This is a genomic window from Verrucosispora sp. SN26_14.1, from assembly GCF_004307965.1.
Lineage (GTDB): Bacteria > Actinomycetota > Actinomycetes > Mycobacteriales > Micromonosporaceae > Micromonospora.
Window position 1 is genome coordinate 1 of sequence record NZ_SISL01000191.1, and the last position, 10,822, is coordinate 10,822.

Genomic DNA, 10,822 nt, shown 5'->3' on the forward strand with positions numbered 1-10,822 from the left:
TATAAGAGACAGCGCCCACCGCGCCGGTGCCGGCCAGCATCGCCCGCCGCGACCGGCAGCAGCCGGCCTGCTCGTGGTTCATCCGAGGTGCCTTTCCGTCAGAGCTGGAAACCGAACGTGGTGAAGTACCAGACCGACGAGGTCAGGAAGATGCCGATCAGGGCCACGAACACCACCCCGCCGACCACCGGCAGCACCCAGCCGGCGAGTCCGCGCTTGGGCAGGGTCAGCATCTTGGTGGCGAACGCGCCGAAGAAGAAGCAGCCCAGCAGGGAGTGCATCAGCACCCGGGTGTCGAAGTCGGCGAAGCCGAGCGCGTACAGGCAGTGCACCGCGACCGGGACGGTGAGCAGGAAGGCGATCCGTCCCGACCAGCGGTGCGCGGTGCCGGCCCAGGACGGGGAGAACCCGCCGAGCCGGCCCCACATGGACAGCGCCGAGAGCAGTTGGACGACGGCGAAGAAGGCCGCGCCGGTGCCCAGCCACACCTTCACCGTCAGCGGCGAGGAGAACCCCGCCACGTTGACCGCGATGCCGGTCGGGGTGTGGGTGCGGCCGTACACCCCCAACGCCACCGCGACCCCCGCCCCGACCAGCAGCGGGACCACCATCGACGGTCGTGGCCTCGGCGCGCTCGGCGGCGGCGGGCCGTCGAGGTCGCGCATCACCTCCATCGAGGGCTCCCGGGGGCGGCGGGGCACCGTCCGGACGCTGCTGTGGCGGTGCTGGGACATCACCGTGCTCCGGGGACGACCGGTGCGGCGGTGATGGTGACTCCGTTGACCTTGGTGGTGAAGAAGGCCGGGTCCAGCGGCGGTGCCGGGATGGGCTTGCCGTTCCAGGTGACGATGCCGATCTGGGTGCCGTCCGGCAGCATGATCCAACCGCCGTCGATGCCGGCCGCGCGGATCTCCTCGGTGGCCCGGTAGATCGCCGGTGCGGTGCCGGAACCGGACTTGACCACCGGAGCGTCGTCGGTCTTCTCCTCGGGACGGGCGGTGAACTTCCACCGGCGTACGCCGACGACCATCTCGCCGCTGGCGACATCGCCCCGGATCACGCCGGTGAGCTTGGCGTCCTTGCCGGTGAGTTCGATCTTGCCGTCGCGGACCGTGCCGGAGAGCCACACCTCCATCTCGCGACCGTCGCAGACGTACGCCTCCGCCTTGCCGTTCTTGACGGTGATCGCGATGGTGGCGCCGTTCTCGAGCTGGCCGATCCAGTTCTGCTCCACCGAGTTGACCTCGGTACCGGCCGACGACGGGTCCCGGTCGGTCGGTGGCGAGGTCACGCCCGGTCGTGCGCCGTCGGTGCCGTCGGGGGCGTCCGGGTCCACCTCCGGCTCGGCGGGGTCGTCCACATCGCCGTCGACGTCTGCCTCGACGTCGTCCTCGATCCCGGGCGACGGTGCCGGCGCGGCGGCCGGCGGTCCGTTCCCGGCGGCGGGCTGGGTTCCCGGCGGGGATGCCTGCGCACTCATCGTGAACAGCACGGCGGCCGTCACCGCCCCCGAGAGGAGGGTGAGCAACGGGGTCATGCGCTTCATGGGCCACTCCCTTCGCCCAAGACGTACGGCCGGCGGCGGTGTATCGGTTCAATCGGCGCGGGAGAACCTTTGCCGCAAGGTCGAGGCGGTGTCCGAGGTGGTCCGTTCGGACAGGTGTCGATCACCCTGAGCGGTCGGTCGGCCCACCGTCGGCGACATTTGCGGGCGGGGAAGCTGTCTCGCGAGATCGATAACGACTACCATTACACCGCTCGGGAGGTCCTCAAGGGACCGACGACCGCCGACGAGACGGGGTGGGCGATGGCCGCCGGTACCGACACGGACGCCGGTGGTGGCGGCCGGGAACTGCTCCGATCACTGGTCCGGGCGCAACGGGGCCGACTCGCCTCGGCCGTGCTGCTCGCCGTCGCGGCGGTGGCGTGCCAACTCGTGCCCTACCTGATGGCCTACCGGGTCGCGGTCGAGCTGGTCACCGAGGCGGACCCCGACGGCGGTTCCCTGATCCGGTACGCCGTGGTCGCGCTGGTCGCCATCGTGGCCGGCACCGGGCTGATGGGCGGGGCCCTGGCGATCAGCCACGTCTGCGCGTACTGGCTGCTGCACCGGCTGCGCCAGCGCATCGCCGAACGCGTCTCGGTGCTGCCGCTGGGCGAGGTGACCCGGCGCGGCAGCGGCGGGGTCGGCAAACTCGCCATGGAGGACGTCGAACGCGTCGAGGTCTTCGTCGCGCACATGCTGCCCGACGCGGTCGCCGCGATCACCGTGGTCGCGGCCACCACCGTCTGGCTCTTCGTCATCGACTGGCGGCTGGCGCTCGCGGCGGTGGCGGTCGTCCCGCTGGCCATGCTGGCGATGCGGCACGCCACCCGGGGCTCGGGCGCGTGGGTGGCGCAGTGGCACGGCGCCGGGATGGCCATGAACCAGGCGGTCACCGAGTTCCTCCACGGCATCAAGGCCGTCAAGGTGTTCAACCGGCAGACCGACACGGTGGCCCGGGCCACCGACGCGGTCCGCCGGTACGTCGACTCGGAGACCCGCTGGGGGCTGGCCTTCCTGCCCGGCGGGGCCGCGTACTTCACGGTGATGGCGGCCAACGTGGCCGTCGTCGTGCCGGTCGGGCTCTGGCTCTACCGCGACGGCGCGGTCGACCTGCCCACACTGCTGCTGTTCCTGCTGCTCGCCCTCGGGTACACCGCGCCACTGACCAAACTCACCGGCTACAGCTCCCAGTTGCGCCAGGTGCGGTTCGGCGCCGACGAGATCGCCGCCCTGCTGAACAGCCCGGCGCTGCCGGACACCGGCCACCGGGTGCCGCTCGGCCCGACCTCGGTCGAGCTGACGGACGTCTCGTTCGGCTACACCCCCGACCGGCTGGCGCTCGACGGGGTGAGCATCCACGCCGAGGCGGGCCGGGTCACCGCCGTCGTCGGCCCCAGCGGCTCGGGCAAGAGCACCGTCGCCCGCCTCGTCTCCCGGTTCTTCGACGTGGACGCCGGCAGCGTCCGGGTGGGCGGTGTCGACGTCCGCGACATGGCCGTCGACCAGCTCATGGACACCGTCGCGGTGGTCTTCCAGGACCCGTTCCTGTTCCACGACACGGTCCGGGCCAACCTGACCCTGGGCCGACCCGACCTCGACGACGAGACCGTGCACCGGGCCGCCCGGGCGGCGCGCTGCCACGACTTCATCCTCTCCCTGCCGCAGGGCTACGACACGGTGGTCGGTGAGCGCGGCGCCACCCTCTCCGGCGGCGAGCGGCAACGCATCTCGATCGCCCGCGCCCTGCTCAAGGACGCGCCGGTGGTCGTGCTGGACGAGGCGACCGCCTCCACCGACCCGGAGAACGAGATCGCCATTCAGCAGGCGGTGGCGAACCTCGCCACCGGACGCACCCTGCTGGTCATCGCGCACCGACTCAGCACCATCCGCGACGCCGACCGGATCGTGGTGCTGACCGACGGCCGGGTGGCCGAGACCGGCCGCCACGACGACCTGGTGGCCGCCGACGGCACGTACGCGCGGCTCTGGGCCGACGCCACCACCAGCGCCCGATGGAGCCTCGGCGCCAGCGACGAGCGGAGCGGAGCGCGCGGATGAGCACCCTGACCTCACCTCCCGACGGCCGACCGGACGCGCCGCCCGTCGGCACGGTGGCCGGACGCACCGCGGCCCTCATCCGCCGGCTGTGGGAGCTGTCCGACCCCCGGCTGCGTCGCCAGCAACTGTGGGGGATCGCCGCCCGGATGGCGGCGGCGGTCTGCATCGCGGTGCCGATCTGGCTGCTCGTCGTGGTGCTCCAACGACTCCGCGAGGCCAACCTCGGCGGGCCGCCGATCAGCCAACGCGAGGTGCTCTGGTGGAGCGTCGCCGTGGTGGCGGCGACCGTCGGCCAGTTCGGCTTCGACCTGCTCGCGCAGCGGCAGAGCTGGGTGGCCTCCTTCGAACTCCTCGGCGAGCTGCGCCTGCGGGCGTTGGAGCACCTGCGCCGGCTCCCGCTCGGCTACCACACCAAGCGGCAGACCGGCGACCTCACCGCACTGGTCACGCACCATCTCAGCGAACTGGAGCCGGTGGTCTTCGGCGCCGTACCCACCATCATCGGCGCGGCCCTGCTGCCGCTGGTGATCGCGGTGGGCCTGCTGGTCGAGGACTGGCGGATGGGCCTGGCCGCGCTGGCCACCATTCCGCTGGCGATGCTGGTCTACGCCTGGTCGCAGCGGACCTTCGCCCGGCTCGCGGCCGAACGCGCCCAGGCCAGCGGCCAGGCCGCGGCCCGCTTCCAGGAGTACGTCTCGGGCATCGCGGTGGCCCGCGCGCACGGTGCCACGGGTGAGCGCTCCAGCCGTCTCGCACAGGCCCTGGTGCGGCACCGGGAGGCGAGTATCGGGCTGGTCAACAAGCTGGTCGTGCCGCTGGTGCTCTTCCTGACGGTGATCGAGCTGGGGCTGCCGGTGGTCCTGCTGGCCGGTGCCTTCCTGCTGATCGGCGGCGACCTGGCACCGGCCACCTTCCTGGTGTTCGCGGTGCTGTCGCTGCGCATCCACGGGCCGTTGCGGGCGATGGGTGAGCAGACCGAGAGCCTACGGGTCGGTGAGGCGGCCGTGGACCGGCTCGGCGCGCTGCTGGCCGAGCCGGTGCCGGCGGAGGTCCGTGCCGGACCGGTGCCGCAGGGCCACGACGTCGAGTTCGACCGCGTCTCCTACACCTATCCGGGGGCGGCCCGGCCGGCGCTGCGGTCGGTCAGCTTCGAGGCCACCGCCGGCACGGTGACCGCGCTGGTCGGCAGCAGCGGCGCCGGCAAGACCACCTGCCTGCACCTGCTGGCCCAGTTCTTCGCGCCGGACTCCGGGGCGATCCGGATCGGCGGGGTGGACATCCGGGAACTGGACAGCGGAACCCTCTTCGACGCGGTGACCGTCGTCTTCCAGGACAGCTACCTGTTCAGCGAGTCGGTGCGGGACAACATCCGGTTCGGCCGACCGGATGCCGACGACGACGAGGTGGACCGTGCCGCCGCGCAGGCCCGGGTGGACGAGATCGTGGCGCGGCTGCCGCAGGGCGCGGACACCCTGGTCGGTGAGGGCGGTGCCACGCTGTCCGGTGGTGAACGGCAGCGGTTGTCGCTGGCCCGCGCCATCCTCAAGGACGCGCCCATCGTGCTGCTGGACGAGCCGACCGCCGCGATGGACGCCACCAACGAGCGCCACGTCCAGCAGGCCCTGTCCGGCCTGATCCGGGACCGGACGGTGCTGGTGGTCGCGCACCGGCTCGGCACGGTGCGGCACGCCGACCGGATCGTGGTCCTCGACGCCGGCGAGGTCGTCGAGGTGGGACGGCACGACGAACTCCTGGCCCGCGACGGGCGGTACGCGCGGATGTGGGCCGAGCAGGAGGCGACCCGGTCCTGGCGGCTGTAGTCGTCTGACGGGCGGCCGTCGGCCGCCCGTCAGACGGGTGACGCTCTCCGGGTGGTCCGGGACAGCCTCAGGCGGCAATCCAGACGTTCTTCGGCCGCAGGAACTCCCGGACGCCGGCCTCGCCGCCGATGCGACCCCAGCCGCTCTGCCGCATCCCGCCGAACGGGGCCGAGGGCAGCACGCCGGGCACCCCGTTGACCCAGACACTGCCCGCCGCCACCGCGCGGCTCACCCGGTGCGCCGTGCGCAGGTCGGTGGTGTGCAGGTACGCCCCGAGTCCGTAGCGGGTGCCGTTGGCCAGCCGGATCGCCTCCTCCTCGGTGTCGAAGGAGGTGAACGCCAGCACCGGCCCGAAGATCTCCTCCTGCGCCAGTTCGCTGTCCGGGTCGACCTCCCCGAACACCGTCGGCGCGATGAAGTACCCGTCGCCGAGGTCGCCGCCGAGGCGCTCGCCGCCGGTCACCAGCCGCCCCTGGCCCTTGTCCCGGGCCCGCTCCACCACACCCAGGATCCGGTGGCACGCCTGCTCGCTGACGACCGGGCCCATCATGGTGCGGTCCTCGGCGGGATCGCCGAGCGGCACCCGGGCCAGCCGGGCGGCGACGGTCCGCAGCACCTCGTCGTAGACGGACGAGTGCACCAGCACCCGGGTGCCGTTGGCGCAGCCCTGGCCGCTGAGCGCGACGACGCCGCTCATCGCCAGCCGGGCCGCCATCCGCACGTCGGCGTCGGCGAAGATGACGTGGGCCGACTTGCCGCCCAGTTCCAGGCCCACCGGCAGGAGCCGCTCGGCGGCGGTGGCGAGGATCCGCCGGGCGGTGGCGCCGCCGCCGGTGAAGTGCACCTTGTCCACGCCCGGGTGGCGGACCAGCGCCTCGCCGCCGGCTGCCCCGCCGGGCACCACGTTGAGCACGCCGGGCGGGAAGCCCGCCTCCAGAGCCAGCTCACCGATGCGCAGCGCGGTGAACGGCGCCAGCTCGGAGGGCTTGAGCACGATCGTGTTGCCGGCCGCGAGCGCCGGGCCGAGCATCTGCGCGACCGACACCAGCGGGCCGTTCCAGGGGATGATCAGGGCCACCACGCCGTACGGCTCGTCCAGCGTGTAGTCGACGGCCCGGATCGGCCACGTCGGGACGACCTCGCCGCCGACCTTGTCCGCCCATCCGGCGTTGTACCGCAGGTGGTCCACGGCGACCCGGGGCATCACCGAGGCGAACTGCCGGGGGCAGCCGTTCTCCAGCGTCTGTAACCCGCCCAGCTCGGTGGCGTGCCTCTCGACCAGGTCGGCCAGGGCGAGCAGCAGATCCCGGCGTACGTTGCCGGGGGTGGCCCGCCAGCCGTCGAGGGCCTCCCCCGCGGCACGGACCGCCGCGTCCATCTCGGCGGCGCCGCCCAGCGGCACGGCTGCGGTCACGCGTCCGTCGGCGGCGTAGACGTGCTCGTGCACGCCGCCGGTGGTGGTGGCCGTGCGGGTGGCGCCGATCAGGGCGGCGGTGTCCGGGATCAGTTCGGTCGGAGCGGCGGTGACGGGCACGTGGTGACACCTCTTCCGGCTCGGCGCGCCATCCGATGGCGACGGTCAGCGGAGTATGTTGGGTCGAATCCTAGTGTAGTTTGTTGCGTTAGATAGCCCCCCGTCCGGACGGTCGGGTGGCGTACCGGATGGTTGGACCGAGGAGGCCGGTCGTGTCAGGACAGCTGTCGTACTTCGAGTTCGGGGTGCCGGACGTCGCGGTGGCCAGCAGCTTCTACGCCGAGTTGTTCGGCTGGAAGGTGCAGGCGCAGGAACACGGTGGGTCGATCGACACCGGGGAGGGGGCGGTGCCGGGCGGCTTCCACCGCGATCCCGGGCCGCCGCAGCACTACCTCTACTTCCGGGTGGACGACATCGACGCCGCCATCAAGCGGGTGCAGGAACTCGGTGGCGAGGTGGAGCCGATGCGTCCGGCCACCGAGGAGTGGGGTGCGTTCGCCGAGTGCCGGGACAACCAGGGACTCGCCTTCGGCCTGCACGTACCGCCCGCGCCGAAGGACTGACCGCACGGCACGAGGGCCGGGTACCCGATCGGGTACCCGGCCCTCGCGCGGGTCGGGGGCGGGTCACCCCTCGTCGGTGAGGAACCGGCCCGGCACGAAGCCGGTCCGGGCCGTGGAGAGCCCGCCGTCGACCGTGACCACCGCACCGGTCACGTACGATCCGGCGCGGCTGCACAGGTAGATGGCGGTGCCGACGATGTCGTCCGGCCGCCCGATGCGCTGCAACGGCGTCACCGCGGCGATCTCCTCGCCCATCGCCTCCAGCACGCCGGCCATCATCCGGGACGGGAAGCTGCCCGGTGCGATCACGTTCGCGGTCACCGTCGGCGCGAAGTCGTGGGCCAGCATCCGGGTGATGTGGTGGATCGCCGCCTTGGCGGCGGCGGCCGAATAGGTCGGCATCTCCGGCACCCGCTGGGCGTCGGCGCTGCCGATGTTGACGATGCGCGCCGGGTCCTCGGCGGTGCCGGCCGCCCGCAGCAGTCCGGCCAGTTCCCGCACCAGGAACAGCGGCGCCTTCAGACCCAGGTCGAGCACGCTGTCCCAGGCGTTGGCGGGGAACTGCTCCACCGGCGCGGTCCAGGCGGTGCCGGCGTTGTTCACCAGGATGTGCAGCCCGGACTCCCGCTCGGCGATCTCCCGCGCCAGCCGGACGCACTCGGACTCCTCGGAGAGGTCGGCGGGGATCGCCACGCACGTCCCGCCACCGGCCGAGAGTTCCTGGGCCACGTCCTCGCAGTCGGACTTCGTCCGGGCGGTCAGGTAGACGCGCGCACCGGCGGCGACGAAGCCCTCCGCGATCATCCGGCCGATGCCCTGCGTGCCGCCCGTGACCAGTGCCGTCTTGCCGGCGACCGAGAACAACTCACTCATTGGAACCTCCACAGACGATGTGCTCTCCACGGCGCCGGTCCACGGCCGGCCCCGTGACGACTCGGGTCAGAGCGGCCCGGTGGACGTCTCCTCGTCCACCACGAGCGCGCCCACCGTGGCGTACGAGTCGCGGCCCGCCACGAAGTGCTGGGTGGCGGTACGCATGTCCCGCATCCGCCGTTGCAGGGGCGAGGTGTCGTACACCGCCGTACCACCGGCCAGCGTGTACGCGGCGTCGACGACCTGCGCGCAGAGGCTGGTCACCTGCGCCGCCGCCGCGCGCAGCCGGGCCCGGCCACCGGGTGACCCGCCCTCGGGTGCCGCCGTCGCCTCGGCCGCCTCCGCGTACAGCAGCGCCCGGGCCGCCCGGTGCATGGTCTGCGCCTCGCCCAGCCGGTCGAGGAAGACCGGGGAGTCGGCGAGCCGCCGCGCGCTCAACGCCGGACGTTTGCCGTCGGCGGCCAGACGCACCAGGTCGGTCAGCGCGCCGTCGGCCAGCCCGACCGCCACCGCGCCGATGATCAGGCTGGACTGCGCGATGCGGTGTGCGGCGTCACTGTCCTGCGGGGATACCGCGAGATGCTCCGGCACCCGCGCGTCGTCGACCGTCACGTCGTGGCTGGCGGTGCCGCGCAGCCCCAGCACCTGCCAGGTGTCGAGGACCCGGACGTCCCGGGCCGGCACGAACAGGATGCGGGTGGCCGGTGCGCCGTCCGGGCCGACCGGCACACTGCGCCCGGAGACCAGCACGCAGTTCAGATAGAACCAGGCGGCCCGGGGGCACCCGGTGACGAAGGGCCAACGGCCGGTCACCCGCCACCCGTCGTCGCCGGTGCGGGCCCGGCCCTTGGGCGCCACGGCCCCCGCGACCAGGGTGTCCGCGCCGTCGGCGAAGACCTCGTCGAGCGCGGCGGCCGGACCGCACCGCACGATCAGGTGCGACAGGGCCACCTGGCCCACCGTCCACGAGGTGGCCGCGTCGGCGCGGGCGAGCTCCTCCAGCACGGCGAGCACGTCGGAGAGGTCGAGCTGGTCGCCGCCGTGACTGGCGGGGGCGAACATCCGGAAGCAGCCGGCCGCGCGGAGGTCGTCCACGAGGTCGTCGGGGAGGCCGCGTCGCTGCTCGATCTCCTCGGCGTGCTTCGCCACGCGGGACGCCAGCTCGCGTACCCGGGACAGCGTTGGGTTCACGTCGGCCCCCTCCTGTGTTCGGTGTGTCGTGTTCGGACGCTATCTCTCGTCGCCGGGTGCTGTCCATGGCGCGCCCGCGTGGATAGAGTGTGCCGAGAAAACAACACACACGTGTGTCGCCGGAGGGGATACCGATGACGACTCCCATCGACCCGCAGGCCCGGGTCTTCGCGGTCCGGATGTGGACCTCGCTGCTGGCCACCCAGGAACTGCTCGCCACGTACCTCGGTGTCCGACTCGGGCTCTACGACGACCTCGCGGCCAAGGGCCCCGGCACGGTGGGGGAGATCGCCGCGCGCGTCGGGGTCGACCCGAGGTACGCCCGCGAGTGGCTGGAACAGCAGGCGGTGGCCGGGGTGCTGACCGTCGACGACGCGTCGGCCCCGGCCGACGAGCGGGTGTTCACGCTGCCCGCCGCGCACGCCGAGGTGCTGACCGTCTCGGACAGCCCGCTGTCCATGTCGGCGCTTGCCGTACTGCCGCTGGGCGGTGTGGCGGCTGCGCTGCCGGCGCTGCTCGACGCGTACCGCAGCGGTGCCGGTGTGGCCGACGCGGTCTACGGCGTCGACTGGCGGGAGGGGCACGCCGGGGCGAACCGCGCGATGTTCACCCACCAGATGGCCGGCTGGCTGCGCCGGCACGCTCCGGACATCCACACCCGACTGGTCGGCACGCCGGCCCGGGTCGCGGACGTGGCCTGCGGTGCGGGCTGGGCGGGCATCGGGTTGGCGCGGTCCTTCCCCGGGATCACCGTGGACGGGTACGACATCGACCCCGAGGTGATCGCGGACGCCACCGGGCACGCGGCGGACGCCGGGTTGAGCGACCGGGTCTCCTTCGCCGCCCGGGACGCCGCCGACCCCGACCTGGCCGGCACGTACGACCTGGTCTGCCTCTTCGACGCGCTGCACGAGATCGCGCGCCCGGTGGAGGTGCTGCGGGCCTGCCGGCGGCTGTGTGCCGACGGCGGCAGCGTGCTGGTGCTCGACGCCCGGGTGGCGGAGCGGTTCGCCGCACCGGCCGACGAGATCGAACGCTTCCAGTACGCCACCAGCGTGCTGCACTGCCTGCCGGCGAGCCGCAGTCAGCAGCCCTCCGCCGGCACCGGCACGGTGCTGCGCCCGGACGCGGTCCGGGACCTCGCGGCCGAGGCCGGCTTCGTGGCGGTCACCCAGTTGCCCATCGACGACCGCTTCCACCGGCTGTACCGGCTGATCGGCTGAGCCCGCCGCCCGCCGCCCGCCGGCGTCGTGTGCGGCGGGTCGGACGACGAGAACGGCCGGCCACCCATCGGGGT

9 protein-coding genes are annotated in these 10,822 nt (G+C 73.1%); 4 read left to right on the forward strand and 5 right to left on the reverse strand.

The window, feature by feature from the left end:
- Positions 1–98: 98 nt before the first annotated feature.
- Positions 99–665 (reverse strand): DUF6529 family protein, encoded by a 567-nt coding sequence (locus tag EYA84_RS17640; protein ID WP_236145824.1) that lies wholly within the window; start codon positions 663–665, stop codon positions 99–101.
- A 68-nt stretch (positions 666–733) separates the two neighbouring features.
- Positions 734–1,546 carry a hypothetical protein gene (locus EYA84_RS17645; protein WP_131054159.1) on the reverse strand — a complete coding sequence of 271 codons (813 nt, stop codon included), beginning with the start codon at positions 1,544–1,546 and terminating at the stop codon, positions 734–736.
- Positions 1,547–1,807: 261 nt separating this feature from the next.
- On the opposite strand from EYA84_RS17645, the gene EYA84_RS17650 reads away from it, so the two are divergent.
- Together EYA84_RS17650 and EYA84_RS17655 are read left to right on the forward strand one after the other, a co-directional pair.
- The gene (locus EYA84_RS17650; RefSeq protein ID WP_131054160.1) at positions 1,808–3,604 is read left to right on the forward strand and encodes an ABC transporter ATP-binding protein; all 1,797 of its coding nucleotides are present in this window, start codon (positions 1,808–1,810) and stop codon (positions 3,602–3,604) included.
- Complete coding sequence (locus tag EYA84_RS17655; protein WP_236145822.1) at positions 3,601–5,424, forward strand: ABC transporter ATP-binding protein; 1,824 nt, start codon at positions 3,601–3,603, stop codon at positions 5,422–5,424. Before EYA84_RS17650 ends, EYA84_RS17655 begins: the two co-directional genes overlap by 4 nt.
- Positions 5,425–5,491: 67 nt before the next feature.
- On the opposite strand, the gene EYA84_RS17660 is transcribed toward EYA84_RS17655, so the two are convergent.
- Positions 5,492–6,958: an aldehyde dehydrogenase gene (locus EYA84_RS17660; RefSeq protein WP_131054162.1), complete on the reverse strand. Its 1,467-nt coding sequence runs from the start codon at positions 6,956–6,958 to the stop codon at positions 5,492–5,494.
- Between the two features lie 152 nt (positions 6,959–7,110).
- On the opposite strand from EYA84_RS17660, the gene EYA84_RS17665 reads away from it, so the two are divergent.
- On the forward strand, positions 7,111–7,461 hold the full coding sequence (locus tag EYA84_RS17665) for a VOC family protein (protein WP_131054163.1): 351 nt from the start codon (positions 7,111–7,113) through the stop codon (positions 7,459–7,461).
- A 63-nt stretch (positions 7,462–7,524) separates the two neighbouring features.
- Here EYA84_RS17665 and EYA84_RS17670 read toward each other — a convergent pair whose 3' ends face one another.
- Together EYA84_RS17670 and EYA84_RS17675 are read right to left on the reverse strand one after the other, a co-directional pair.
- On the reverse strand, positions 7,525–8,334 hold the full coding sequence (locus EYA84_RS17670; protein ID WP_131054164.1) for an SDR family oxidoreductase: 810 nt from the start codon (positions 8,332–8,334) through the stop codon (positions 7,525–7,527).
- A 66-nt stretch (positions 8,335–8,400) separates the two neighbouring features.
- On the reverse strand, positions 8,401–9,525 hold the full coding sequence (locus tag EYA84_RS17675; RefSeq protein ID WP_236145823.1) for an acyl-CoA dehydrogenase family protein: 1,125 nt from the start codon (positions 9,523–9,525) through the stop codon (positions 8,401–8,403).
- 134 nt (positions 9,526–9,659) lie between these two features.
- Between EYA84_RS17675 and EYA84_RS17680 the strand changes: the two genes are divergently transcribed.
- Positions 9,660–10,748 (forward strand): bifunctional 2-polyprenyl-6-hydroxyphenol methylase/3-demethylubiquinol 3-O-methyltransferase UbiG, encoded by a 1,089-nt coding sequence (locus EYA84_RS17680; protein WP_131054165.1) that lies wholly within the window; start codon positions 9,660–9,662, stop codon positions 10,746–10,748.
- Positions 10,749–10,822: the final 74 nt, after the last annotated feature.